Raw genomic sequence first — 23,558 nt, 5'->3', positions numbered from 1 at the left:
GAGTGGAGTGGAGTAGAGCAGAGTGGAGTGGAGTAGAGCGGGGTGAAGTAAAGTGGAGCGGAGCCGACGCGTCCGCCCTACTCACCGCGCCACTCGGGGTCTCTACCCTCTAAGAACGCGTCGATCCCCTCGTTTTTGTCGTGGCTGTCGAAGAGACCGACGAACAGCTCCGACTCGTACGCCAGCCCCGAATCGAGGTCCATCCGCGTCGCGGCCCGGAGCGCTTCCTTCGCCCGGGCCAGCGCCAGCGGACTCTTCGATGCCATCTTTCCGACGAGGTCGGCGACTCGCTCGTCGAGTTCGTCGGCCGGGTGCGCCTCCTCGACCAACCCTATCTCGGCCGCCTCCGCCCCGTCGACGAGTTCGCCGGAGAGCACGAGCTTTCGCGCCTGCCCCGGCCCGACGAGTCGCGTCAGTCGCTGGGTTCCGCCGCCGCCGGGGATGATGCCGAGGTTGATCTCCGGCTGCCCGAGTTTGGCGTCCTCGCGGGCCAGCCGCACGTCACAGGCCTGCGCGAGTTCGCAGCCGCCGCCGAGGGCGTGACCGTTGACGCGGGCGACGACGGGCTTCGAGCAGCCGGCGACGGTCTCGTAGATGCGGGGTCGCTCGCTCGCCTCGTGCTGTTCGACGGCGCTCCGCTCGCGGAGCTCTCTCACGTCGGCCCCGGCGACGAACGCCTTCGCCTCGTCGGAGCCGGTGAGCACGACGACCCGCACCTCGTCGTCTCTCTCGACGGCGTCGAACACCCGAGCGAGTTCCGTCCGAACCTGTGCGTTCAGCGCGTTGCGGGCGTCGGGGCGGTCGATGGTGACCGTGAGCGCGTACTCGCCGTACTCGCCGCGCCGGGCGCGGACGAACTCGGCGTCGGCGGCTGCGGTCTCCGCGTTCGAGAGGGCGTCTTTACGCATCGTTCTCCCCCGAGACGCCGACGATTTCGCCGTCTTCCCAGACGTAGAACCCCTCGCCGGTCTTCTTGCCGAGCTTTCCGGCGCGGACTTTCTTCCGAAGCAGCGACGGCGGTCTGAACCGCTCGCCCAACTCTTCGCGCAGGTGTTCGAGGATGTCGAGCCGGACGTCGAGCCCGACAACGTCGCCGAGTTCCAGCGGCCCCATCGGGTGGTTGTAGCCGAGCTCCATCGCGGCGTCGATGTCGCGCGGGCTGGCGACTCCCGATTCGACCATCCGGACCGCTTCGACGCCGAGGGCGACGCCCAGCCGCGACGTAGCGAATCCGGGGGCGTCCTCGACGACGACGGCCGTTCTACCGACGCCGTCGACGAACGACTCGGCGAACTCGCGCGTCTCGACGCTCGTCTGCTCGGCCAGCACGACTTCGACCAACTGCATGATGTGCGGCGGGTTGAAGAAGTGGAGGCCCACGCAGCGCGAGGGCTCGTCGAGCGCGCTGGCGATGCTCGTCACCGGCAGCGACGAGGTGTTCGTCGCCAACACGGCGTCGGCCGGCGCGTGGTCGGACACGTCAGACAGCACCTGCTTTTTGAGCTCCTCGTCTTCGGGCACCGCCTCGACAACGAGACCCGCGTCGGCGACGGCCTCGGCGAGGTCGGTCGTCCCGTCGAGTCGCGCGAGCGTCGCTTCTCGCTCGTCTTCGCTCACCTTCCCGCGCTCGACGCCGCCGTCGAGGTTCGCCTCGATGGCCGCGAGTCCGTCGGCGACGAGCCCGTCTTCGATGTCACGGAGCGTCACGTCGTGACCGCCCATCGCGCTCACCTGTGCGATGCCGTGGCCCATCGTCCCCGCGCCAATTACACAGACGTTCATGAACGATGTGGCTCGGGTCGGCGATTAAATCATTCCCATTGCGTCGCGTCTCGACGAGAGGTGTCAGAATGTCTGAATCTACTGACTACTTTGCGATTCCATCCTACTGCCCTGTTGAAATCCTCAATTGGTGATATTTTCTTGGAGGCGTGCTGAATACAGAGCGCAAATGCAGAATGTCCCTCTGGTGAATCTGAGAGGGGTTTCACCTTTTCCGAAAAGTTACCTTGAGTCTCGTTATGCGTCAGCGACTTCTCCGGTCGGTGTTGACGCGCTGCCGCGTTTATCCGCCAACAACCCTCCTACGGCCCCGAACACGAGCGGATACGCGATATCGAGAAACACCGACGGAAGCCCGGCGGGGGAGGCGACGGTGAAGACGAACGCTCCGACGAGAAAGAGCGGAAAGTATCCTGCGACGACGCTCTCAGAGAAATCCGATTGTGACTCGGTTCACGTTGAAGTCGACGTGGTGGCGAAGTACGTTGAGAACATGCTGGAGAGGTACCATCCGGAGTAGAATCGAAGAAGACGAGTTCTACGCCAGTTGGTGTTTTTGTTTCCACTTAGTGGCTGCTGCGTAGAAGAAGAGAATGAGGGCCGAAGTGACACCAATCAGTGCTGCAAGGATCCTCGCCGGATAGAAGTAGAACGCAGAGGCGAGACAGACGAGACCGGATATGAGGAAGGTTTCCACGCCGTATTCCAGTCCGAAAAGAAACAGTGAGAGTGCGAGTCCGGCAAACGTGAGCATGAGAAGAGTATAGACCACGTCGAAGCTCGAAAATGTGAGTACGCTAATCACGAGAACACAAACGAAAATAATCGGAGCGAAGTACTTCCCGGCAGATTTGCCATCACCTGGTCTGAAGGCGGCAAACACGGATAGCAGAAGGAGAAGAATCAGAGCGAGAGTGAGCGTGAATGGATACGAGGAGACAACGAGCGCAATTGCCGAAGCGATTGCAAAGAGAACTCCGACAATTCGAATAACGGTCTGTGCCTTTCTGTCGAGCGAATTAGTCATCTGTTACACCACTGTGGGTTCTATTTACACGTTCTGGTCCTAACATTGTCGTTGTCTATAAAGTCAATTTAACAAGATATAGTTAATCGGCAGATACCCCGCGTTAGGTGGTGGTCGATGTACCGGAGCAGACTTTTCGTGATTCAGCTATCGGATGCGTTCTTGAGGTGACGAAGTCGACTGCCGAGCGCACCGCAACTACCCGCCTCAGCCCTCCCCAACCTCGCGGTCAGCACAAGCACCGACCGTTCCCTCACGTGGGAACGGCGCGGCTCTGTCGAGGCCCTCAGTCTCTGATAGTTTGTTGACGCCGTGCTGAATACAGAGCGCAAGTGCAGCAACACAAGCATTCGACTGCTTGATTCAGATACTGTTGAGAACGCCACTTCGAGAGGAGGTCGAAATGGAACTCGATAGTTAGATGTATTTCCTCACCAGGTCCTCGTGTACATTCTCCAGCACCAGTATCCAGCCGTCGTTCCCACCACTGTAATGGACCGTCTGTGAGGTTTCCCGGTCGAGAGCTGCCTGAACGGGGTCCAGTGCATCGAACCGGAGCCAATCGCTCACCTGCTCGAATTCCTGCTGGTACGAGCGGTCCTCCAAATCCAGGGAGATGCGAACTATCGACTGCTTCCCGTTATCGTCACAGTCAACCGTTAGTTCGTACCTGCCCAACCCATCCGTACAGTCGATGACAGCCCGGAGAAACTCCCGGTAATCCGTCTCGATATCGTAGATCATCTCCGCATCGAGGTAGAACCCTCGACCGGTACAGAACAGATAGTCGAACAGAGAACTCCGAATCTGCGAGAGGCTCGTCGGTTCTTTTTCCGGTGGATCAAGCCACCCGACGCCCTCGGTCGCATCCTCCCCGATCCTGATGCCCCGGTAACGAGTTCGATCACTCGTCTCAACCCGTTCGAAGCCGTCAGGATCAAGCGAGGGGTCGATCAAATCGCGCCGTAGCTCGTTAATTACACCCATAGTCTCGAAGTCTCGAAGAATCGACGCGTACACTGCGTGCCCTACCTCGCTGGTAACTGCTTCATCGATATTGTCCCGGTACGCCTCCAGCTCTCCGTACTCCATAAGAGACGGTATATATCCGAGAACGAACTTGACGTCACCGGAGTCCAGGTCAACGCCGGCCTCCAACTTTGCGGTAATGTCCACAACGCATCGCTTGGTATTGTTCCCCTCGTTCATATCATGTCTCCCAGTTACTCCCGGCGTCTGAATAGCCGTCACGGTTTCTTGACGCGTCTGACGGTCACTTTGGTCACCACCGATCAGGTGGCACATCACTCCGGATTTCTGCTGACTACATCCTCTGTATCTCGCACACCGATCTATCAACCCTTGAGGATTTCAACAGAGTCCATCCCACGGGACGGTATGGCCGGCGTCACGCTCGACGCAGAGGAGACGAACCGCGAGACGGTGTCGATAAAGATGGACTGGCGGCCGAAGTAGGCGAGAAGACCCGACCGCTCGGGGTAACCGTTTTGTACCACCTCTCCGAGCGATGTATCATGGTTTACAATGAGATAGAGCGCGCCGACCGCGACGAACTGCGGTCGATGCAGGACGAGCGACTGCGAACGACCGTCGAACACGCCTACGAGAACGTTCCCTTCTACCGCGACGCTCTCGACGAGGCGGGCGTCTCGCCCGGCGACGTCCGCGGCGTCGACGACCTCTCGCTGTTACCGTTCACCGCCAAGGAGGACTTCCGGGACCACTACCCGACCGGCCTCGTCGCCGTCGACAGGGGCGACCTCCGACGTATCCACGCCTCGTCGGGAACCACGGGAAAACCGAAGGTCGTCGGCTACACGGAGGGCGACCTCCAGCTGTGGGGCGAAGTGGTGGCGCGGTCGCTCGATGCCGCCGGCGTCGACTCCGGCCACACCGTCCAGAACGCCTACGGCTACGGGCTGTTCACCGGCGGCCTCGGCATCCACAGGGGCTGTGAGACGCTCGGTGCGAACGTCATCCCCATCGGCGGCGGGCAGACCGGGAGACAGTTGGAACTGCTGTCGGACCTCGACTCGGACGTGCTGACCTGCACGCCGTCGTACGCGCTCTACCTCGCTGAGACGGCCGAAAACGAGGGTCTCGACCCCCGCGAGTGGAACCTCTCGACGGTCGTCATCGGCGCGGAACCCTGCACCGCACCGATGCGCGCCGAGATAGAGGAGGCGCTGGACGTGACGGCGCTCGACATCTACGGTCTCTCCGAGATAATCGGGCCGGGCGTCTCGATGGAGTGCGAGGCCAAATCGGGGCTCCACGTCTGGGAGGACCACTTCTACCCGGAGGTCGTCGACCCCGAGACGGGCGATCCGCTCCCGGAGGGCGAGGAGGGCGAACTCGTGTTCACGACGCTCACGAAGGAAGCGGTTCCCGTACTGCGCTACCGGACCGGCGATCTGGCGACGCTGACGCGCGAGCGGTGCGACTGCGGGCGGACGATGGTCCGCATGTCGCACGTCACCGGCCGAAGCGACGACCTGCTCATCGTCCGCGGCGTCAACGTCTATCCGAGCGAAATCGAATCAGTCGTACTGGAGTTCGACGCCGTCGCGCCGTACTACCGCATCGACCTGACGCGCGACGGGCAACTCGATACCATCGACATCACCGTCGAGCGGACCGAGTCGTTCGACGGCGACGACGACGAGTTGGCCGACAGGCTCCGCGACCGACTCCAGACCGTGCTCTCGCTGTCGCCCGACTCGCTCACTATCGCGCCGCCCGGGGGTATCGAGCGGACCGAGACGGGGAAAGTAAAACGCGTCTACGACCACCGCTGACCGCCGCACGAACCTCGTGGAGGCCGTCAGGCGTCCGAGGACGTCACCGCCGGGTCGACGGCGTCGTCTGTGCCCGGCGACCCCTCGCGGGCGTCTCCGTCCCCGGAAGCGTACTTCTCCCGTCGTCGCTCGTTCTCGGCTCGGATGCGCCGTCCGCTGTAGAAGTAGTACGCCGGACCGACGAACGGGAGCGCGAACGCCGCGCCGAACCAGAGGTGACGCGTCCAGCCCCACTCGTACCCCTGTCGGCGCATCGCCTTGATGTCCGAGCGAACGAACCCGGCGATGAACAGGTGCGTGACGAGCATCACCACCAGCCCCGACCCGTCACCGAGGGGAATCGAGAGCACGAGAAGCGGAATCCCGAGGAGCCAGATGAGAAGCACGAGTTTGCGGTACGGCGCGACCAGGCGGCGTTCGCTCCACCCGTCGCCGCCGCGGTCGGCGTCGCGTCCGCGTCTGTGGCCGTCCATGCGTCGGGATGGACGCCGACGGAGCAAAAACGATTCGCCCGCGGGCCGGTTTCGCCCGGTTCGCGGGCCGACGGCCCGACCGCTTTTCTCCGTCCCGTCCCAAAAGCCCCCATGGCAGAGATCGACGCCGCGAACGTGCTCCCGACCGACCGACTTCGGTCGATGGTCGCCGAGGGGCGAGTGACGCAACTCCACCGCGGTCACGCCTACGCCGAGACGGGCGACACGTTCGAGGTCGACGGCCGGCGGTTCGAGGTCGTCGCCGTCGACGCCCGGACGCTCGGCGACCTGACCGAAGAAGACGCCCGCGCCGAAGGCTCCGAGAACCTCGACACGTACCGCGAACGCCTCGAACGCGCCCACGACGACTTCGAGTGGGACGACGACGCCGAAGTCGTCCGCCACCGCTTCGAACCGGTCGAGTAGCCGCGCCCTCGGCTATCCCAGCCGTTTCACCGTAATCTCGTGTCCGCCGTTCTCGGTCCCGACAGTCACCGCCTCGACGATGGCGTCCGTCACCGTCTCGCGCCACCGTCGAACCGCCTCCGCGTGCTCGTCGCGGTGGGCGTCGACCGAGTAGTCCCCCGCTTCTCGGAGGCGGTCTTCGGTCTCGTCGGGGTCCGGGAACGGCGGCACGTCGGCGACGAGGCGCTCGGGGTCGAGATGAATCGGTTCGGTCGGTCCCTCGTAGCTTCCCTCGCCGCCGGCGAGGTGGAGCCGAGCGCGCATCCGCCCGGCAAACGGCGGCGTCACCCGCAGGACGGCGGGCACTCCTCTCCGGCGTCGCGCCTCCAAGGCGGCGACGACGTCGTCGGCCGTGACTGCGATAGAGCGGATGCGCGTGGGGTCGTTATCGGTCGTCCCGCTGTCGTCGCGCGTCATCGCTCTCGGTTCGGGGGAGAGAACCAAGGCGCTTTCGCGCTTCCGCCCGCGACTCGAACGACAGAACCGTTCACGAAGGCGCCGACCGCAGGCCGCCGCCGCACTTCGGACAGAGCGCGTAGTACGAGCGCGGTGTCACCCGCTGTTCACACCGCTCACAGACGAACACTGGACGTTCCGTCATCGTCCGTACTGCTCGCCGCCGCGCGTTAAACGTTATCATGGGTGAGGCGACGGGTAGTACACAAATTTTTATCATCGATACGTGAATCGGGGGACGTGCCATACAGTTACGAACCACAGTACTTCGAGGAGTTCGAGGTCGGCCAAACGTTCGAGAGCGCCGGCCGCACCGTGACCGAGACGGATTTCGTCATGCACTCGGCGTTCTCGGGCGACTGGACGGAACTACACAGCAACCGTCACTACGCCGACGACGAGTACTTCGGCGAGCGCGTCGCTCACGGGCCGATGACGTTCGTTCTCGCGACGGGACTCGTCTTCCGCTGCGGCTTCCTCGAACGCACCGTCGTCGCCTTCCTCGGCATGAACTACATGGACATCCCCGCACCGGTCAAGATGGGCGACACGATCTCACTGGAGATGGAAGTCGTCGAGACGAAACCGTTCTCCAGCCGTGACGACGCCGGTCTCGTCGTCATCGACTCCGAAATGACGAACCAGGACGGCGAGACGGTGTTCGCCGGCGACATGAAGTTCATGATCAAGACCGAACCGTAGCCGAGCGCTTCTCCTTCGATTTCGCTTCGAGCATGTGGTTTGGACGACTCTCTCGCCGAGCGGATAGTGGCCGCGTCAGGCTGGTTTCGCCTCGTCACCGGGGTGGCTTGCTATGGCAAGCCGAATCACCTTCAGCGGAGCCGTTGACTCCTCACAAAGCAATGGATCCGGAACGGTCATCCCATCGAGTTGGACGGGTAGCGGTAGACGGTGTCGAACGCAGAGTACTGCCGGACGGAGGGCAGTCGGCCGAGGCGGAAGACGCAGAGGAGGACGACGAGTCGGACACGTCCGAATCCGCCGAGGAGAGCGAACAGTCGGAGGAGTCCGAGGAGTCCGCAGACGAAGACGAATCGGCAGACGAAGACGAGTCCGAAGAGTCGGCGGACGGGGAGGAACAGGAATCCGAAGAGTCGGCGGACGGGGAGTCCGAGGCCGACGAGGGAGACGAAGAGGAGTTCCCGTCGGAGACGGCCGAGGAGAAGAAGGACGCCTCCGACGAGCGACAGGAGGCGATGCGAGGCGAGGACGAGACGGGCGTCCTGTTCTTGGACCTCGAAGGGCTTCACCTCGACCTCCTCGGGCTTCAGGTCGACCTCGACGACGTGGTCCTCGACCTCTCCGCCCGAGAGGGCGACGGGAACCTCGTCGGCAACCTCCTGGCGGTCGTCGCCGGACTGCTCGACGACGGACTCGGCAACATCGCCGACAAACTCCCGGGCGTCCCGGAGCTGCCGGAACTCGGCGACCTTCTGCCGTCGCTCGGCGGCGAGGGCGAAGAGGGCGAAGACGGCGAAGGCGGCCGCCTCTCGTCCGCGGCGGACACCACGAAGAGCACGCTCAAATCCGCCGCGAAGGAGCTCCCGTTGCAGGAAATTGCGGTCCAGCTCATCGTCGGCGTGGTGAACCAGCTGTTCGGCGACACCGACGAGGAGGACAGCGAGGCTGACGAGGACGAGGGCGACAGCGAAGAAAGCGACGGCGAGGAGAGCGACGGTGAGAGCGAGAACGGAGACGAAGAGAGCGACTCGTCCGACGACGAGGAGGACGGCGAATCGTGAGCGAGTCGTCGCTTCTCGGCCGACTCGACGTGACCGAGTTGTTGACGAACCTCGACTACGACGACCTGCTGGCCGACACGAAGTGGGACGGAATTCAGGACGAGGACGGTCTCGGCGAGCGACTCGGCGGCCGAGGCGGCGAGGTCCTCGGCGCGCTCGTGGGCTCTGCGCTCGGCGCACTCCTCGGCGAGCAGGTCGTCGAGGGCGCGCTCGGTCGGTTCGTCGGAGGGAACGACGATGAGTGACAGCGATTCGTCCTCCTCGTCGTCGCTGCAGAGCGTCGTCGCCGACGAAGTCGAAGACCAGATAGACGGCCGCGAAGTCGGCGAGAGCATCGGCCGAAAGCTCGGCGGTCGATTGGGCCGCGAACTCGGCAAGCGGTTCGGCCACACGGTCGACGAGACGGTCCGGGAGGGCGTCGAAGCGGGAAAGAGACCGTTCGAGATTCTCGCGGACGTAAAGGAGCGGCTCGAAGAGGCCATCCTGAACTCGCTCGGAAGCCGCGAGGCGGTCGAGGAGAGCGCCAGCGCACTGCGCGACGCGGTCTCCGAACCGAGTGAGATAGAACAGGCGGCCGAGGATGCCTCGGAGTCGGCTAAAGAGACAGCCGAGAGCGCGGAAGAGGAGGCGACTGACGCCGCCGAGAGCGCCGAGGAGACGGCCGAAGATGCCGCTGACGAGGCGGAATCACGCGCGTCGGACGCCGTTCCGGACAACCTCAGCGACGTTCGCCGGGAGACGTACCGGGAACTGCTCGAAACCGTCTCCTACCGCGAACTGCAGTCGATGGCGAAGGACGCGGAGATAAAGGCGAACCAGAGCCGCGAGGAACTCGTCGACGACCTCGTCGAGCAGTTCGATAAGGAGACCGAGTCGGCCGAGGAGTCCGACGACGGGGGTGACGAAGACGAATGACCGACGCCGCCGAGACCGTCGACCGTCTCCTCGACGGGGTGAGACAGGAACTCTCGGCGTCCGACGAGGAGAGCGACGACAGACTCCGCGAACTCGCCGAAGAGACGTCGGCGTTCGTCGACGAGACGACGACCGAAGACCTCATCAAAGCCGTCGGTCTCACGGACGACGACGGCGACCACGTGGAGACGATTCCGAACGCCCTCGCCGTCGGCGGCGAGGAATCGGTGCTCGACCTCAAGACGATTCTCGCACTGTCGAAGACCGAGGGCCTGGAGGACGAGGAGACGATGGGCGAACTCCGCGAACGACTCTCCGAACTCACCGCGGAGGCGGACGAGGCCGAACGGACCGCCGAGAGCGAGGCAGCCGACGAAAGCGAGGTAGCTGACGAGGACGAGGCCGATGCCGAGGCCGAAGTGACCGACGGAGCGGAGTCCGAAGCGGTCGAAGCCGGCGAGGCCGAAACCGAAGCGAGCGAAGAACCCGAGTCGGAGAGCGACGACTCGCTACTTACGGCGTTGTTACAGTCGCAACTCGACGAGGCGGCCGACTCGCTCCGAGCCAGCGTCGAACAGATGCAGGCGGACGACGAGGAGCAGACGGACGAGGAGGCGGAAGCCGACGTCGAGGACGAAGAAGACGACGACGGTCTCCTCGACGTCGGCGACGACGGCGAGGACCGCGGTTCGCGGGGGCGCGCGACGATGCATTCGACCGTGCCGAAGTCGCGTCACGACATGAACGGCGTCGCCCGTCACTCGACCGTGCCGAAGCGGTGAACGGCCCCGATCGGACGCCCGCGACCGCCCGCGACCTCTCACTCGAGACGACGTTTCGTCCCTCGACTGTCCGGCCGACGTCGACGACCGACGTCGGCGAAACGCTTTCCGCCGCGGCGTTGACCGGACGATGTGAGTACTCGACGCTCCCCCATCGCGGTCGGCAGAGCCGTTCTCGAAGAGTTCAGCTCGAAGAACGTCGCGTTCATGGCCGGCAGCCTCGCGTACAACGCGTTCGTCTCGTTGATTCCCCTGTTGCTCCTCGTCGTGCTTCTCGTGTCGCTTCTGGGGTCCGAGCAACTCGAAGGGCGGGTTTCGGGCCTGGTCGCGTCGTCGCTGACTCCCGCGACGGGTAACTTGGTCTCGAACGCCCTCGACAGCGCGAGCGAGGGGACCGGACTCTCCATCGTCGGTATCGTCGTGCTGCTGTGGGGGACGCTGAAGATATTCCGCGGTCTCGACACCGCCTTCTCGGAGATTTACGAGACCGAAGACAGCAACGAGTTCGTCGACCAACTCCGCGACGGACTCGTCGTCTTCGTCGCGCTCCTCGTCGGCATCACGGCGATGGTCGCCGCCAGCACCGCCTTCGCCGCCTTCGAGTCGCTACCCTGGCTCGGCCTCCTCAACCCGCTCGTGTTGGTTCTCGGACTGAGCATCGCGTTCCTCCCGCTGTACTACGTGTTCCCCGACACCGACCTCTCGGTCCGCGGTATCCTCCCCGGCGTGTTGACGGCGGCGGTCGGGTGGGCGCTCCTCCAGGGCGCGTTCCAGTTCTACATCGCCTTCTCGGACAAATCCGAGGCGTACGGCGTGCTCGGCGGCGTCATCCTCCTCGTGACCTGGCTCTACTTCGGCGGCCTCGTCCTCCTGCTCGGCGCGGTCGTCAACGCCGTCGTCGGTGGCTACGCGACCGGCGCGTCGGGCGGCGTCGGTCGCGGTGCCGCCGAGCAAGCGGCGAATCGCGGCCCGCTGCGCGAAGACCGCCTGAACCGCGACCAAGCGGCGAGCTATCTGCGGCGACTCCGTGAGGACGTCGCGCGGCGGTACGAGGGGATGGAACCGACGACGACCGACGGGACGCGCGGCCGCCCACGGATGCCGGAGACCGGGACGCTCGAAGTCGAAGAGCGAGCGGTCGAGGAGGACGACGGACAACGTTACGAGGTGCGACTTCGGTGGGAGATCGACGAGACCGACGCCCGTGTCTACTCTGAGGCGACGGCGACCGCCGACACGGAGTCGCCGGACCGGTCGTCGACGACCGGAGACGACTGACCCCGACCGGGCTCGACCAGTCGGCTCCGACCGACCGGATTCGACCAGTTGACTCTGACCGACCGGATTCGACCAGTCGACTCCGACCGACCGGATTCGACCAGTCAACTCCGACCGACTATCGCTGGCCGAGAATCTGTCCCAACAATCCCGTCTGCCCGCGCCGGAGGCGTTCGAGAAACGCCGACTTGCTGATTCCCAACTCCTCCGCGACTTCGGTCGCCGTCGCCGCCTTCGGTACCGAGAAGTAGCCCATCTCCAGCGCCGCCCGGAGCGCCGCCTCCTGTGCGGGCGTCACGTCCCACCGCGCGGCGGCCGAATCGGCCTGCGGACCGAGCGGGTAGACGCGTTCGAGCGTCACGCCGACGGCCTCTCCGGCGGCAGCCAAGACCCCTTGGAGCACGTCGTAACCGACGACTGCGCCGGTGAACCGCTCCTCGCCGTCGCGATAGGTCAGCGCCTCCGCGACGAACCCCGCGTCGGTCAGTTCGTGGACGATGCAGGGATGCTTCGAGAGACACCGGTACGTGTCTCGCTCCTCGGCGGTCGCGCGGTGGAGGTAGCGCAGCCGTTCGTCGCCGTCGAGCGTCGCCGCGAGTTCGTCGCTCGTCGGCGAACCGAACCGGAGGAGGACGTTGCCGTCGCCGCGCAACTGCGGCGGTTCGCACTCGATGGTCGCGTTCGCCGCCCGCGACGCCGCCGCCAACGGGCAGTCGTCGCCGGTCACGCGGAACTCCACGACCAGACACTCCTCGCGCATCGACCGCTTATCGTGCGGCGGGGACATATAAATGCCGCCTATAGCCGGGTGAACGCGTAAGCCGGACAATCTGTAACGAACGACCATGGACCTCGACACCGTCAAAGAACGGGCCGGACCCAGGCAGTTCAGCCCGAAGGACGACATGCCGGAGGAGTATCGGAAGGCGGCGACGCGGATGATTCAGTTCCACGCCAACTCCGAGGTGATGGGCGGCTACCTCGACAAGGCGTTCACGCGCATGGCCCCGAGTCTGGACCGGAAACTCGCGTGCACGGCGAAGACGCAGGACGAGATCGGACACGCGCAGTTGCTCTACCGCGCCGCCGAGACGCTCGGCGTGAAGACGCGCGAGGAGATGCTCGACGAACTCGAACGCGGCGACGGGAAGTTCCTCAACTGCTTTCACTACCCGGTGAACTCGTGGTACGAGGCGCCGATGATCGACTTCTTCGTCGACGGCGGCGCGATGCGTCGGCAGGCGACGCTCAAGAGCACCTCGTGGGAGCCGTACGCGCACGCCATGGACAAGGTGTGCTTCGAGGAAGGGTTCCACGTCAAGCACGGCGAGGACATCCTCCGCGAACTCATGCGCTCTTCGAAGGCGAACCAGGAGCGTACTCAGGAGGTGTTCGACACGTGGTGGCCGCGCATCCTGCAGTTCTTCGGGCCGATGAACAGCGAGAGCACGCACAACGACTTCGCCCAGCAGGTCGGACTGAAGACCGTCTCGAACTCCGAACTCCGCCAGGCGTTCCTGAACGCCTACATCCCGAAGGCCGAGAAGTACGGCCTCAAGATACCTGACGAACCCAGAATCGAGTACGACGAGGAGACTGGCAAGTACACCGTCGTCGAAGAGGACCTCGACTGGGACGAGTTCTGGACCATCGCCAAGAACGACTACGAGGGCAGTTACGAACAGATCGGGTCGCGTCGCCAGCGCCACGAGGCGGTGTCGTGGGTGCGCGAGGCGATGGACAGCTGGGAGAACGAATCGGCGGGCACGACCCCGCAGGCAGCTGATTAAAATGATCTGGGAAGTGTTCAGACAGGAGAAACCCGGGAAGTACCACCAGCACTGCGGCAACGTCCACGCGCCGGACCGCGACATGGCGCTGATGTTCGCGCAGATTCAGCACGGCCGCCGCATGCAGACCAACAGCCTCTGGGTCGTCCCGCGCGACGAAATCGGCGAGGTCGACGTCGACGAGGCGAAGTTCGGCGGCACGACCGACAAGGCGTACCGCTGGGCGATGACGTACAACGACGTCGACGCCAGTTTCGCCGCCGAGGTCGAAGAGAGTGAGGACGAACAGCGCGAAGCTGCCGAAAAGCGCAAGGAGGCGCAGTCGTGAGCACCCCCCGATTCGCCGGCCCCGACGACCTCGGCGACAGCGAACGAACGGCGCTCGAAGCGCTCCTCTTCCGGATGGCCGACGACGAGTACGTCGCCGCCGAGCGCTACATCGAGTGGCAGATATTCGCGCCGACGCTCGAATCCGACCTCGCGCTCGCCAACGTCGCCCAGGACGAGTACGGCCACGCCCGCCTCTGGTACGACCTGCTTCAGGATTTGGGATACGAAGAGCAAGAACTCATCTGGGAGCGCCCGCCCGAGGAGTGGACCCACGCGACGCTCGTCGAACTCGAAACTGAACCCGGCAACTGGGCGGACACGATGCTTCGAACCTATCTCTACGACACCGCCGAGCAGCTGCGCATGGAGGCCGTCGTCGACTCGTCGTACGCGCCGCTCTGCGACCGTGTCGAGAAAGTGCTCGCCGAGGAGTCGTACCACCGCGAGCACGCCCAGAACTGGTTGGACCGCCTCGCCGACGAGGGGAGCGAGGAGAGTCGCGCCCGCGTCCAGACCGCACTTGACCGCCTCTTCCCTCACGCGCTGACACTGTTCGCCGCCGGTCCTCACGAGGACGACATCGTCGACCTCGGCCTGCGAACCGAGACGCTCGCAGACCTCCGCACGGAGTGGCTCGACATCGTCGTGCCGTACCTCGAATCGCTGGGACTCGACGTGCCCGAACCGGACGAGGTGGCGCGGCCGGAGACGACCGGCCGCGACGGCGACCACACCGACGACTGGTTCGACCTCTACGAGGAGTTCACCGCGACGTACCGCCAACTCGACTTCGAGAGGCCGACCACGCTCAGAGGTGAGGGCGCGTGAGCACCGACGAGTTCGACGGCGGAGAGTTCGAAGATTCGGAGTTCGAGTCGGAGGCGTGCGCCTACACCGACTACTCATCCGGCGAGGAACACGACGAGTACCCCAAAACCGGGGAGGGAGCGACCGGCACCGAACGGAAGGTGTGGGACGCGCTGTACGAGGTCGAGGACCCCGAGATGCCCGTCAGCATCGTCGATTTGGGGCTCATCTACGGCGTCGAGGTCGTCGACGACGTCGCGCGCGTCGAGATGACGCTGACCTACACCGGCTGTCCGGCGCGCGACATGATTCTCAACGACGTGCGCTGCGCCGCGCTCGCCGCGGGCGTCGCCGACGCCGAGGTGACGCTTCGATACTCGCCGCCGTGGAACGTCGAGATGGTGACCGAAGACGGAAAGAGGGACCTGCGGGAGTTCGGGTTGAGCGTCTGATGCGCTTCGACCCGAGCACCCGCGGCGACGGCCCCGAAACCGGCGTCGAGTGCCCCTACTGCGAGTCGACGAACACGGTACGCGACCACCCGAAGGGACCGGGCCTCTGCCGGTCGATGCACTACTGCGAGGAGTGCGAGCAGCCGTTCGAGCAGTTCGGCTGACGCCGGAGTCGTCCCCTTTTAACCCCCGGCGCGTCCACCTCCGACCATGACCGAAGACGCGTGGTTCGTCGACGTCGACTCCGACGACACCGAGACGGCGGTGTCGCGCATCCGCGAGGGGAGCGCCGACGCGCCCGCCGACTGGCCCGCCGCCGCCGTCGAGTCGGGGTTCGCCGCCGACGAGGACGAGTACTACGAGAGGCTCCGCGCAGCGAGCATCGAGGCCGCCCGAACCGCCGCCGCGGAAGCCGAACGGGCCGACGACAAGCAACTGATGCACGCGGTCCGCGCGATGGACGACGCCGAACGGACCGCGAACGAACTCGCCGAGCGCCTCGGCGAGTGGGCCGGGAGCCTCTTCGAGGAGAGCAGTACCGGCGTCGACTACGCCCGCGAACTCGCCGAGCGAGAGCCGCAGGACCTCACGGAGGAGCGCGTCGTTTCGCTGGCCGGGCGCGTCGCCGAACTGGCCGACGAACGCGACGCGCTCCGGGAGTACGTCGAGCGCCGCGCCCCGGAAGTCGCGCCGAACATGGCCGAGATGGCCGGACCGGTTCTCACCGCCCGACTCGTTTCGCTGGCGGGCGGACTCGACTCGCTGGCGAAGAAACCCAGCGGGACGGTGCAGGTTCTCGGCGCGGAGGACGCGCTGTTCGCCCACCTCGCCGGGCGTGCGCCGTCGCCGAAACACGGCGTCATCTACGTCCACGAAGCAATCAGGGGAACCCGACCGCAGGACCGCGGGTCGGCCGCCCGCGCGCTCGCGGGTAAACTCGTCATCGCGGCGCGCATCGACCACTACAGCGGCGATATGCGGCCGGAGATTCACGACGAACTCCGCGAGCGAATCGAGGCGATTCGCGCCCGAGCCGAGGAGGGCGACGAATGAGCGACCCGAAACTCCCCGAGGGCGTCGAGCGCCGGACGTTCGACGGTCGCGAGCGCCTCGCCACGCGGGGCGAGACGGTGTACGGCGAACCGACCGCCGACGGCTGGCGGCTCTGGGACGCCGGGCGTTCGAAGCTCGGCGCGATGCTCGAACTCGGCGTGGAGACGAACCTCGCGGGCGGCGAAACCGTTCTCTATCTCGGCGCGGCGTCGGGCACGACAGTGAGCCACGTCGCCGACTTCGCCGGTCCGACGTACGCCGTCGAGTTCGCCCCCCGGACGGTCCGCGACCTCGTCGGCGTCGCCGAAGACCGAGACAATCTGTTTCCGCTGCTGAAAGACGCTCGAAAGCCCGAGACGTACGCGCACGTCGTCGAGTCGGACCTCGACGTGCTCGTGCAGGACGTGGCGACGCGCGGGCAGGCCGACGTCGCGGTCCGCAATCGCCGGTTCCTCGCCGACGACGGGAGACTGCTCATGGCGGTCAAAGCTCGGAGCGAGGACGTGACGAGCGACCCGGACGACGTGTTCGAGGGCGTCGTCTCCCGACTCGACGACGCCTACGAGCTACTGGAGACGAAGCGTCTCGACCGCTTCCACAGCGACCACCTCGGCGTCGTCGCCCGACCGCGGTAACGCGGATACGCCGAGCGCGCCCCCGGCGGCTGGACGAATCGCCCGCACACCCGGTGTGTGCGGCCGACTTCACGAACTATTTACTTCGAGGTTCCGAAAGGCGGGCAATGGAGGAGTTGGGCACGCGCGAGGCGTTCGACCGGATGGGAACCCTCGGCATCGAAGAGGAGTTTTTCATCGTCGACGACGCCGGGCGTCCCACGTCGGGTATCGACGAGTTGGTGTACGACGACGACCCGCCCGAACTGCTCGAAGACCGAATCGACCACGAACTGTTCCAGTTCACCATCGAGACGCAGACGCCGCTCATCGAACGACCCTCGGCGGCGAGCGATGCGCTCCACTCGGTCCGGCAAGCGCTCGCGGGCCACGCCGAGACGCACGGTTTCGGCGTCGCCGCCGCGGGTCTCCACCCGGCGGCGAAGTGGCGCGAACTCGACCACGCGCAGAAACCGCGCTACCGCGCGCAACTCGACCGCATCCAGTACCCGCAGCACCGAAACACGACCGCGGGACTGCACGTCCACGTGGGCGTCGACGACGCCGACAAGGCCGTCTGGGTCGCGAACGAGCTCCGCTGGTATCTCCCGATCTTGCTGGCGCTGTCGGCGAACTCGCCGTTCTGGGACGGCTTCGACACGGGTCTCGCCTCGGCGCGGGCGAAGATCTTCGAGGGGCTGCCGAACACGGGGATGCCCACCCGATTCTCGGATTTCGAGTCGTACGCGCGCTTCGAGCGCCGGATGGTCGAGACGGGGTCGATAAACGACAGAGGCGAACTCTGGCACGACGTCCGCCCGCACACCGGCCACGGAACCGTCGAAGTCCGGACGCCAGACGCCCAGCGCGACCCAGACGTGGTGCTGGCGTTCGCCGAGTTCGTCCACGCGCTCGTCGTCGACCTCGCGGAACGGTTCGAGGACGGCGAGTCGGGGACCGACATCCGCCGCGAACTCCTCGACGAGAACAAGTGGCGAGCGATGCGACACGGCCACGACGCCTCGTTCGTCGACACGGACACCGAGTCGGTCGTCGACCTCGGGACGGCCGTCGACCGCGCCTGCGACAGACTCGGCGTCTCCGGACTGCGTTCGGTGCTCGACGACGAGAGCGGTGCGACCCGGCAGCGGCGCATCCTCGACGAGGGAGGCATGGACGCGCTCTGTGCGTCGTTGCTCATCTGAGTCGGCCGTTCCCGCTCCGACCGGAGCGGCCAAACGCCTTTTCTGACTGTAGTTCCGACCTTCGACCCGAAACATATGTCTGCCGAGGAGACCCCCGAAGACGCACGCACCGACGAGCGAACGGCTGAGGAGGACGAACAGCCGACGACTCGGGCGCGACTCGGCGACGGCTCGGGCCGTGCCGCTACCGAGTTCGACCAGAGCGTCGTCGACTTGTTGGCCTGGGTGCTCGACACCGAGACGCGAGCGCGCATCTACGTCTACCTCCGTCAACACCCAGAGAGCACGAGCGACGAGGTCGCCGGGGGGACGGGACTGTACCCGAGCACCGTTCGGGAGGCGCTTGCGGAACTCCACGACGAACAACGAGTGACGAGACAGAAACGCGAGAGCTCCGGCGCGGGCAACAACCCCTACGAGTACGAGGCCATCCCGCCGAGCGATCTGGTTCGGGGCGTCGCCGGACAGGTGCAGTCGGAGTTGAACACCGTGTTCAACCTCGATTCGAGACTCCGCGCCGACGGCGAAGAGCCTCCCGAGTCGACCCCGGTCACCATCACCGTCGACGACGACGCAGACGAGAACGCAGACGACGCCGTCGACGACTAACAGTCCGACGAAGCCGACCTTTTTAAGTGAGCAGGCGCCGACACGCAGATTATGCACGTCGCGCTCGGTGGCACGTTCGACCCGGTTCACGACGGCCACCGCGCCCTGTTCGAGCGCGCGTTCGAGATCGGCGACCTCACCGTCGGACTCACCTCCGACGAGCTCGCCCCGAAAACCCGACACGTCGAACGCTACGTCCGCTCGTTCGAGGACCGAAAGCGGGACCTGGTCGCCGAACTCGAACCGATGGCCGCCGAGTACGACCGCGAGTTCGAGGTCCGGGAGCTGTCGGAGCCGACCGGTATCGCCACCGAACCCGGTTTCGACGTTCTCATCGTCTCCCCCGAGACCGAACGCGGCGGCGAGAAGGTCAACGAAATCCGCGAAGAACGAGGCCTCGACCCGCTCGAAATCGAAGTCGTCGGCCACGTGGCCGCCGAGGACGGCGAGCGCATCTCCTCGACGCGCATCGTCTCGGGCGAAATCGACCGCCACGGCAACCTCACGCCCGAGCGCGAGGGCCGCGGTAAGACGCCGCCGGAGTAGTTAGCTCACCACGACGGCGGGCGGAATCCGGCGTCCTCCAAGATGTTCTTCCAGCGTTTCTGTATCGAGAGTCGAGTCACGTCCATCGCGTCGGCGACGGCGGTCTGCGAGCGTTCCTCGCCAGCGATGAGCGCGCCGGCGTAGAGGCTGGCGGCGGCCGTCGCGGGCTTCGAACGGTCCTCGTCGGGGACGTGAGTGAGAAACAGGTCAGTCGCGTTCGACCGCGACTCCGAGCCGAGTTCGAGGCTGTCGGCCGCCCGTTCGAGTTGGGTGAGCCACTCCTCGTTGTCGACGCGGTCCCGTGCGCGGTACATGCCCTCCCGTTCTCTCTCGGCGGCTATAAACTGACCGCGTGAGGATGCTCGGGAACGACAGCTACTTACTGCACTTTCCAGTAGTGGAGGGTGCGCGTGGGTAGCCAAGCCAGGAAACGGCGCAGCGCTTAGGACGCTGTCTCGTAGGAGTCCGCCGGTTCAAATCCGGTCCCACGCATTTTCCGACTCGACCGCAGGGAGAGTCGTGAAAATCGTTCAGAGCGGATTTGAGCCCAGAGGACGAGCGAAGCGAAGTCCTCGCGGTTCAAATCCGGTCCCACGGATTACGACCTTTTGCGCTGCGGGCCGCCTCCGGCGCTCGGTGAACGGCTTCGCTCGGGTTCTCCGAACCGCTCGCTCGCCGACGACAACGAGATGTCGCCCACCTCTCAGCTTCCGTTACGCACCCTCTGTGACGGTGACAGAGGTAAGCTAGTTCACCCTACTTCAGTTCGTCCACGCCCGCCTTGGTTCTCCTCAACTCCGCACCAAATACTGTCTCTCGTGTGCCATTACTGCGCTTTCGACAATCGGCCCAGTGTTCGATTCGCTCACCACAAAAAATCAAACACTCTTATTTCGTGATGTATGATGTCACGAATCGCCAAACGGCGTTAGGCACGCGCCACAACTTCTATAGGCACTCCTTGAGAGGTATCGGTCAATGTCAATGCTGGCTGACTTCTTGAACGACCTCGTCGCCGACGTGGACGGACTGTTTCTGTTCTCCCCGAGCAGTTCGTTCTACGAACGGTTCGAGAGCGTCGAGACGGGTCTCGTAGTCGTCGCACCGCAGAACAACGTCGGTGCCGACCAGTTCGTCGAACTCCCCTTGGAGTTCGAGAACGTCCGCGACCGCGTTCGATTCGGCATCGAGGGCGCGATGGACGAGGACCTCGTCGACGCCGGCGACGCCATCGCCTGTGCCATCGGGACGTTCGGCGACGACACCGACACCCTGCTTCGGGTCCGCGCCGACGAGAAGATGCACTCGGGGATGTACGACCTGTTCACCAACTCCCGTGCGGACCCGAGCGTCATCCGCGACGTGTTCGAGGTCGCCATCGAACTCGGGAAGAAGGGACAGAAAGGCAGTCCCGTCGGCGCGCTGTTCGTCGTCGGCGACGCCGGGAAAGTGATGAACAAGTCGCGGCCGCTGAGCTACAACCCCTTCGAGAAGAGCCACGTCCACGTCGGCGACCCCATCGTCAACGTGATGCTCAAGGAGTTCTCGCGGCTCGACGGCGCGTTCGTCATCTCCGACTCGGGGAAGATCGTCTCGGCGTACCGCTATCTCGAACCCGGCGCGGAGGGCGTCGACATCCCGAAGGGACTCGGTGCGCGCCACATGGCCGGTGGCGCGATAACCCGCGACACGAACGCGACGGCCATCGTGCTCTCGGAGTCGGACGGTCTCGTCCGAGCGTTCAAGGGCGGACGGTTGATACTCGAACTCGACCCGGAGGATTACTGAGATGCAGGCGCAGCTGGGACAGCTCTACGACGCGGTGCCGCCGCGCATCTGGCTCTCCCTCGGCGTCCTCGCCCTCGGTGTCATGCTGAGCATCATCGTCGGCGCGGTCAACCGCCGACTGCTCGAACGAGCGGGGTTGGCCGGCGTCATCGAGGGAACCGGCTTCGAGCGCCTCGCGCAGGGTCTCGGCACCTCTACCATCGCCATCGTCGCCCAACTCAGCACGTACTTTCTCATCGGTCTCACCATCGTCGTCGCGCTCACCGTCGCCGACGTCGGCTACACCGACACCTTCTGGACGCGCCTCGTCGCGTTCCTCCCGCGGCTGTTCGTCGCGTTGCTCATCCTCATCGGCGGCATCCTCATCGGCGACAAAGTCGACCTGCTCGTCGCCGAGCGCCTCCGCGGCGTCAAACTCCCGGAGATCGGTCTCATCCCGACGCTGGCGAAGTACAGCGTGTTCTATCTCGCCATCCTCGTCGCGCTCAGCCAGGTGAACATCAACACGCTCGCACTCGTCGTCCTTCTCGGCGCGTACGCGTTCGCGCTCGTCGTCTTCACGTCGCTCGCCTTCAAGGACATGCTCTCGTCGGCGGCAGCGGGTATCTACCTGCTGTTGAACCAGCCGTACACTATCGGCGACGAGGTCCGACTCGGCGAGCAGTCCGGCATCGTCCAAGAAGTCGATATGCTCGTCACGCGCGTCGAAACCGACAACCGCGAGTACATCATCCCCAACCGCACCGTCTTCGACGAAGGTATCGTCCGCGTCTACGACTGAGCCGCGTCGTCGACGCTGTCCCCGCCGTTCTCTTCGCTGTTCTTCCTGCCGCTGTCGCCCGCTCCGTCGCGCTCCAAACCGCCCTCGGCGGCGCTGCGTGAGACGACTTCGGCAGGGACGCCGGCGACCGTCGTACCAGGAGGAACGTCCTCGACGACGAGCGAGTTCGCCGCGACCTGTGCGCCCGCGCCGACGTGGACTCCGGGGAGGACGACCGCACCCGCACCGACCATGGCCCGTTCGCCGACGACGATTTCGCCGGTCCGGTACTCGTCTTGGAGAAATTCGTGACACAGGAGCGTCGCGTCGTACCCGATTATCGCGTGGTCCTCGACGGTTACGAGGTCCGGCCAGAACACGTCCGGCGTCGACTCTAACCCCCACGAGACGCCCTCGCCGACGGTGACGCCGATGCGGCGGAGCAGCCAGTTCTTCAGCCGGAGGCTCGGCGAGACGCGGGCGGCGACGATAACGGCGTAGTTCCGGGCGACGACGAGCGGCGACCGGGCGCTCGGCCACGACTGCAACGAGTTTCGGGGACCCGGAGTCGGATGTCTCGTGAGCCGGTCGTACCGTGTTCCTTCGTCTGTCACGCCGCGTGCTTTCGGTCGACGGCTAATAAAGCGGTGGGACGGGAGAGCGCTCGGCCCTCCGCCGCGCCGCGCTCAGACGCTCGTGTCCTGTTCGGCGAACGAGAGGCGCCAGTCCTCGCGGTCGGCGAGATGCTTACCACCGACGGTCCACTGGGCGTCGTCCTCGGGGACGAGCGGTCGCGCGACGACCGGCGTCGGAGACCCCCGAATCGACATCGGGAAACTGTCGTTGCTCAGGAAGTTGAGCCGCGAGAGGACGTTCGACGGGATAGTGTCCTCGGCGACGGCGATGGCGTCGGCGTCCTCGTGGTCGGCGATGGCGACGCGGAGCAGACGGTCGAACGCCTCGCTCTCGGCCTCGGCGTCGACCATCGGCAGCGCGTCGAGAATCTTCGTCGTCGTGATGCCGCGGGTCTCCTGGGTACAGGCGACGATGCTGGCGACGATCTCGCCGTCGCGCTTGGCCGAGTACGCGGCGACGTCCCACTGCGGGTTGCCGAAGCGCCAGTCGTAGAACGCCTCGGTCCGCGGGGCGTGGAGGCGCGACGGGACCGCCGACTCGTAGAGGGCGGCGAGACGCTCGGCCGGAATCTCGGCGTGTCTCGTCACCGTCACCTCGTCGTCGCTCTGGCGACGCGACGCGGCGAGCGTCGCGGCGTCGCGGGCGCGGTATCCGGCTGCAGAGAGCACGTCGGCGACGGGGCCGAATCGCTGCGCGCGGTCCGACTTGAGGAACGTGGAGGGTCTCTGGATGCGATACGCCGTCGCCACCTCGCCGACCTGCACCCAGCCGAGTTTGAGAAACGCGCCGATCGCGGCTTGGTTCGGGAAGTTGAAGATGAACGACGGGCCGTTGTCGGTGTAGTAGTCGATGGCTGCCTCGGTGATTCGAGTCAGGAGACCGTTGCGTCGGTGGTCGGGATGAACCATCGCGTCGGCGGGTTGGAGCGCGTACACCGTCTCGTCGCCGCCGCGGATCTCGAAGGAGATGAACGGCTCCGCGCCGACGATTTCGCCGTCCTTCTCGGCGAGAAACATTCGGACGTCGTCGGTGTGTGGGCCGCCGTATCGCCAGTCGAACCACTCGGACGTGCGAGTTTTCTCGAACACTTCTTCGTAGAGTGCGAGGAACTTCTCCCGGTCGGCCGGTTCGTACCGACGCACGATGTAGCCGTCTTCCGCCGGAGTCACTTTACTTTGAGGCGATGCGTGTCCCATGTGCCCTCGGAT

At 65.2% G+C, this 23,558-nt stretch carries 31 protein-coding genes, 1 tRNA gene and 1 pseudogene; 22 read left to right on the top strand and 11 right to left on the bottom strand.

Annotated features, from left to right (window positions below; all coding sequences use genetic code 11):
• Positions 1-77 precede the first annotated feature (77 nt).
• Positions 78-908, bottom strand: coding sequence for an enoyl-CoA hydratase/isomerase family protein (locus tag FCF25_RS15380; RefSeq protein WP_137049312.1), 831 nt, complete (start codon positions 906-908; stop codon positions 78-80).
• Positions 901-1,782 carry a 3-hydroxyacyl-CoA dehydrogenase family protein gene (locus tag FCF25_RS15375; RefSeq protein ID WP_137049311.1) on the bottom strand — a complete coding sequence of 294 codons (882 nt, stop codon included), beginning with the start codon at positions 1,780-1,782 and terminating at the stop codon, positions 901-903. Before FCF25_RS15375 ends, FCF25_RS15380 begins: the two co-directional genes overlap by 8 nt.
• A 409-nt stretch (positions 1,783-2,191) precedes the next feature.
• Here FCF25_RS15375 and FCF25_RS15370 point away from each other — a divergent pair.
• Positions 2,192-2,302: pseudogene (locus FCF25_RS15370) on the top strand (riboflavin synthase); the annotation flags it as partial.
• Positions 2,303-2,320: 18 nt separating this feature from the next.
• On the opposite strand, the gene FCF25_RS15365 reads toward FCF25_RS15370, so the two are convergent.
• A complete protein-coding gene (locus FCF25_RS15365; protein WP_137049310.1) occupies positions 2,321-2,809 on the bottom strand; it encodes a hypothetical protein in 489 nt (162 codons plus the stop codon).
• A gap of 417 nt (positions 2,810-3,226) precedes the next feature.
• Positions 3,227-4,018, bottom strand: a complete 792-nt coding sequence (locus FCF25_RS15360) for a hypothetical protein (protein WP_117590990.1) — start codon at positions 4,016-4,018, stop codon at positions 3,227-3,229.
• A gap of 326 nt (positions 4,019-4,344) precedes the next feature.
• Here FCF25_RS15360 and paaK point away from each other — a divergent pair, with 326 nt between their 5' ends.
• Positions 4,345-5,628, top strand: a complete 1,284-nt coding sequence (gene paaK / locus FCF25_RS15355; protein ID WP_117590991.1) for a phenylacetate--CoA ligase PaaK — start codon at positions 4,345-4,347, stop codon at positions 5,626-5,628.
• A gap of 26 nt (positions 5,629-5,654) precedes the next feature.
• On the opposite strand, the gene FCF25_RS15350 is transcribed toward paaK, so the two are convergent.
• Positions 5,655-6,101 (bottom strand): hypothetical protein, encoded by a 447-nt coding sequence (locus FCF25_RS15350; protein WP_174786388.1) that lies wholly within the window; start codon positions 6,099-6,101, stop codon positions 5,655-5,657.
• Between the two features lie 111 nt (positions 6,102-6,212).
• Between FCF25_RS15350 and FCF25_RS15345 the strand changes: the two genes are divergently transcribed.
• On the top strand, positions 6,213-6,527 hold the full coding sequence (locus tag FCF25_RS15345; protein WP_117590992.1) for an ASCH domain-containing protein: 315 nt from the start codon (positions 6,213-6,215) through the stop codon (positions 6,525-6,527).
• A gap of 12 nt (positions 6,528-6,539) precedes the next feature.
• Here FCF25_RS15345 and FCF25_RS15340 read toward each other — a convergent pair whose 3' ends face one another.
• Both FCF25_RS15340 and FCF25_RS15835 read right to left on the bottom strand, forming a co-directional pair.
• On the bottom strand, positions 6,540-6,983 hold the full coding sequence (locus FCF25_RS15340; protein ID WP_137049309.1) for a hypothetical protein: 444 nt from the start codon (positions 6,981-6,983) through the stop codon (positions 6,540-6,542).
• A 70-nt stretch (positions 6,984-7,053) separates the two neighbouring features.
• The gene (locus tag FCF25_RS15835) at positions 7,054-7,167 is read right to left on the bottom strand and encodes a hydrogenase maturation nickel metallochaperone HypA (protein WP_217353077.1); all 114 of its coding nucleotides are present in this window, start codon (positions 7,165-7,167) and stop codon (positions 7,054-7,056) included.
• Positions 7,168-7,262: 95 nt separating this feature from the next.
• Here FCF25_RS15835 and FCF25_RS15335 point away from each other — a divergent pair, with 95 nt between their 5' ends.
• From FCF25_RS15335 to FCF25_RS15310, 6 genes are all read left to right on the top strand, one after another.
• The gene (locus tag FCF25_RS15335) at positions 7,263-7,724 is read left to right on the top strand and encodes a MaoC/PaaZ C-terminal domain-containing protein (RefSeq protein WP_137049308.1); all 462 of its coding nucleotides are present in this window, start codon (positions 7,263-7,265) and stop codon (positions 7,722-7,724) included.
• 161 nt (positions 7,725-7,885) lie between these two features.
• Positions 7,886-8,785, top strand: coding sequence for a hypothetical protein (locus tag FCF25_RS15330; RefSeq protein WP_137049307.1), 900 nt, complete (start codon positions 7,886-7,888; stop codon positions 8,783-8,785).
• Positions 8,782-9,030, top strand: a complete 249-nt coding sequence (locus FCF25_RS15325) for a hypothetical protein (protein WP_117590995.1) — start codon at positions 8,782-8,784, stop codon at positions 9,028-9,030. The genes FCF25_RS15330 and FCF25_RS15325 overlap by 4 nt, the downstream gene beginning before the upstream one ends.
• Positions 9,023-9,700 carry a hypothetical protein gene (locus tag FCF25_RS15320; protein ID WP_137049306.1) on the top strand — a complete coding sequence of 226 codons (678 nt, stop codon included), beginning with the start codon at positions 9,023-9,025 and terminating at the stop codon, positions 9,698-9,700. The genes FCF25_RS15325 and FCF25_RS15320 overlap by 8 nt, the downstream gene beginning before the upstream one ends.
• On the top strand, positions 9,697-10,482 hold the full coding sequence (locus tag FCF25_RS15760) for a hypothetical protein (RefSeq protein ID WP_168191273.1): 786 nt from the start codon (positions 9,697-9,699) through the stop codon (positions 10,480-10,482). The genes FCF25_RS15320 and FCF25_RS15760 overlap by 4 nt, the downstream gene beginning before the upstream one ends.
• 132 nt (positions 10,483-10,614) lie before the next feature.
• On the top strand, positions 10,615-11,760 hold the full coding sequence (locus FCF25_RS15310; RefSeq protein WP_254425867.1) for a YihY/virulence factor BrkB family protein: 1,146 nt from the start codon (positions 10,615-10,617) through the stop codon (positions 11,758-11,760).
• Positions 11,761-11,878: 118 nt separating this feature from the next.
• On the opposite strand, the gene FCF25_RS15305 is transcribed toward FCF25_RS15310, so the two are convergent.
• The gene (locus FCF25_RS15305) at positions 11,879-12,520 is read right to left on the bottom strand and encodes a helix-turn-helix domain-containing protein (protein WP_117590998.1); all 642 of its coding nucleotides are present in this window, start codon (positions 12,518-12,520) and stop codon (positions 11,879-11,881) included.
• Between the two features lie 85 nt (positions 12,521-12,605).
• Between FCF25_RS15305 and paaA the strand changes: the two genes are divergently transcribed.
• The 10 genes from paaA (at position 12,606) to FCF25_RS15260 (ending at position 19,166) form a co-directional block, all read left to right on the top strand.
• A complete protein-coding gene (gene paaA / locus FCF25_RS15300) occupies positions 12,606-13,550 on the top strand; it encodes a 1,2-phenylacetyl-CoA epoxidase subunit PaaA (RefSeq protein ID WP_117590999.1) in 945 nt (314 codons plus the stop codon).
• Between the two features lies 1 nt (position 13,551).
• Positions 13,552-13,878: a 1,2-phenylacetyl-CoA epoxidase subunit PaaB gene (gene paaB, locus FCF25_RS15295; RefSeq protein WP_137049305.1), complete on the top strand. Its 327-nt coding sequence runs from the start codon at positions 13,552-13,554 to the stop codon at positions 13,876-13,878.
• Between the two features lie 74 nt (positions 13,879-13,952).
• The gene (gene paaC / locus FCF25_RS15290; protein ID WP_394347890.1) at positions 13,953-14,708 is read left to right on the top strand and encodes a 1,2-phenylacetyl-CoA epoxidase subunit PaaC; all 756 of its coding nucleotides are present in this window, start codon (positions 13,953-13,955) and stop codon (positions 14,706-14,708) included.
• Positions 14,705-15,139, top strand: coding sequence for a 1,2-phenylacetyl-CoA epoxidase subunit PaaD (paaD, locus tag FCF25_RS15285; RefSeq protein ID WP_137049303.1), 435 nt, complete (start codon positions 14,705-14,707; stop codon positions 15,137-15,139). Before paaC ends, paaD begins: the two co-directional genes overlap by 4 nt.
• Positions 15,139-15,303: a 1,2-phenylacetyl-CoA epoxidase subunit PaaE gene (gene paaE, locus FCF25_RS15755; protein WP_168191272.1), complete on the top strand. Its 165-nt coding sequence runs from the start codon at positions 15,139-15,141 to the stop codon at positions 15,301-15,303. Before paaD ends, paaE begins: the two co-directional genes overlap by 1 nt.
• Positions 15,304-15,349: 46 nt before the next feature.
• The gene (locus tag FCF25_RS15280; protein ID WP_137049302.1) at positions 15,350-16,192 is read left to right on the top strand and encodes an NOP5/NOP56 family protein; all 843 of its coding nucleotides are present in this window, start codon (positions 15,350-15,352) and stop codon (positions 16,190-16,192) included.
• Positions 16,189-16,827: a fibrillarin-like rRNA/tRNA 2'-O-methyltransferase gene (locus tag FCF25_RS15275; protein ID WP_137049301.1), complete on the top strand. Its 639-nt coding sequence runs from the start codon at positions 16,189-16,191 to the stop codon at positions 16,825-16,827. Before FCF25_RS15280 ends, FCF25_RS15275 begins: the two co-directional genes overlap by 4 nt.
• A gap of 107 nt (positions 16,828-16,934) precedes the next feature.
• Entirely contained in the window at positions 16,935-18,011 is a 1,077-nt protein-coding gene (locus tag FCF25_RS15270; protein WP_137049300.1) for a glutamate--cysteine ligase, read from the top strand.
• A 75-nt stretch (positions 18,012-18,086) separates the two neighbouring features.
• Complete coding sequence (locus tag FCF25_RS15265; RefSeq protein ID WP_137049299.1) at positions 18,087-18,620, top strand: TrmB family transcriptional regulator; 534 nt, start codon at positions 18,087-18,089, stop codon at positions 18,618-18,620.
• 51 nt (positions 18,621-18,671) lie between these two features.
• Entirely contained in the window at positions 18,672-19,166 is a 495-nt protein-coding gene (locus FCF25_RS15260; RefSeq protein ID WP_117591007.1) for a phosphopantetheine adenylyltransferase, read from the top strand.
• A gap of 5 nt (positions 19,167-19,171) precedes the next feature.
• Here the strand turns inward: FCF25_RS15260 and FCF25_RS15255 are convergent, their stop codons facing one another.
• On the bottom strand, positions 19,172-19,480 hold the full coding sequence (locus tag FCF25_RS15255) for a transcription initiation factor IIB family protein (RefSeq protein WP_117591008.1): 309 nt from the start codon (positions 19,478-19,480) through the stop codon (positions 19,172-19,174).
• A gap of 94 nt (positions 19,481-19,574) precedes the next feature.
• Between FCF25_RS15255 and FCF25_RS15250 the strand changes: the two genes are divergently transcribed.
• The 3 genes from FCF25_RS15250 to FCF25_RS15240 all read left to right on the top strand — a co-directional run bounded on the left by FCF25_RS15250 (position 19,575) and on the right by FCF25_RS15240 (position 21,735).
• Positions 19,575-19,658: transfer RNA gene (locus FCF25_RS15250), tRNA-Leu, on the top strand.
• Positions 19,659-20,144: 486 nt separating this feature from the next.
• Positions 20,145-20,954 carry a diadenylate cyclase DacZ gene (gene dacZ / locus FCF25_RS15245; RefSeq protein WP_117591009.1) on the top strand — a complete coding sequence of 270 codons (810 nt, stop codon included), beginning with the start codon at positions 20,145-20,147 and terminating at the stop codon, positions 20,952-20,954.
• The gene (locus tag FCF25_RS15240; protein ID WP_394347889.1) at positions 20,947-21,735 is read left to right on the top strand and encodes a mechanosensitive ion channel domain-containing protein; all 789 of its coding nucleotides are present in this window, start codon (positions 20,947-20,949) and stop codon (positions 21,733-21,735) included. Before dacZ ends, FCF25_RS15240 begins: the two co-directional genes overlap by 8 nt.
• Here the strand turns inward: FCF25_RS15240 and FCF25_RS15235 are convergent.
• A complete protein-coding gene (locus tag FCF25_RS15235) occupies positions 21,726-22,328 on the bottom strand; it encodes an acyltransferase (protein WP_137049297.1) in 603 nt (200 codons plus the stop codon). The genes FCF25_RS15240 and FCF25_RS15235 overlap by 10 nt on opposite strands.
• A gap of 72 nt (positions 22,329-22,400) precedes the next feature.
• Positions 22,401-23,519, bottom strand: a complete 1,119-nt coding sequence (locus tag FCF25_RS15230; protein ID WP_168191271.1) for a GNAT family N-acetyltransferase — start codon at positions 23,517-23,519, stop codon at positions 22,401-22,403.
• Between the last annotated feature and the right edge of the window lie 39 nt (positions 23,520-23,558).

The sequence above is a fragment of the Haloprofundus sp. MHR1 genome, assembly GCF_005155585.1.
Taxonomy (GTDB): Archaea; Halobacteriota; Halobacteria; order Halobacteriales; family Haloferacaceae; genus Haloprofundus; species Haloprofundus halophilus.
Note: the sequence above shows the minus strand (reverse complement) of the source record. Positions and strands in the feature narration are given on the sequence as shown.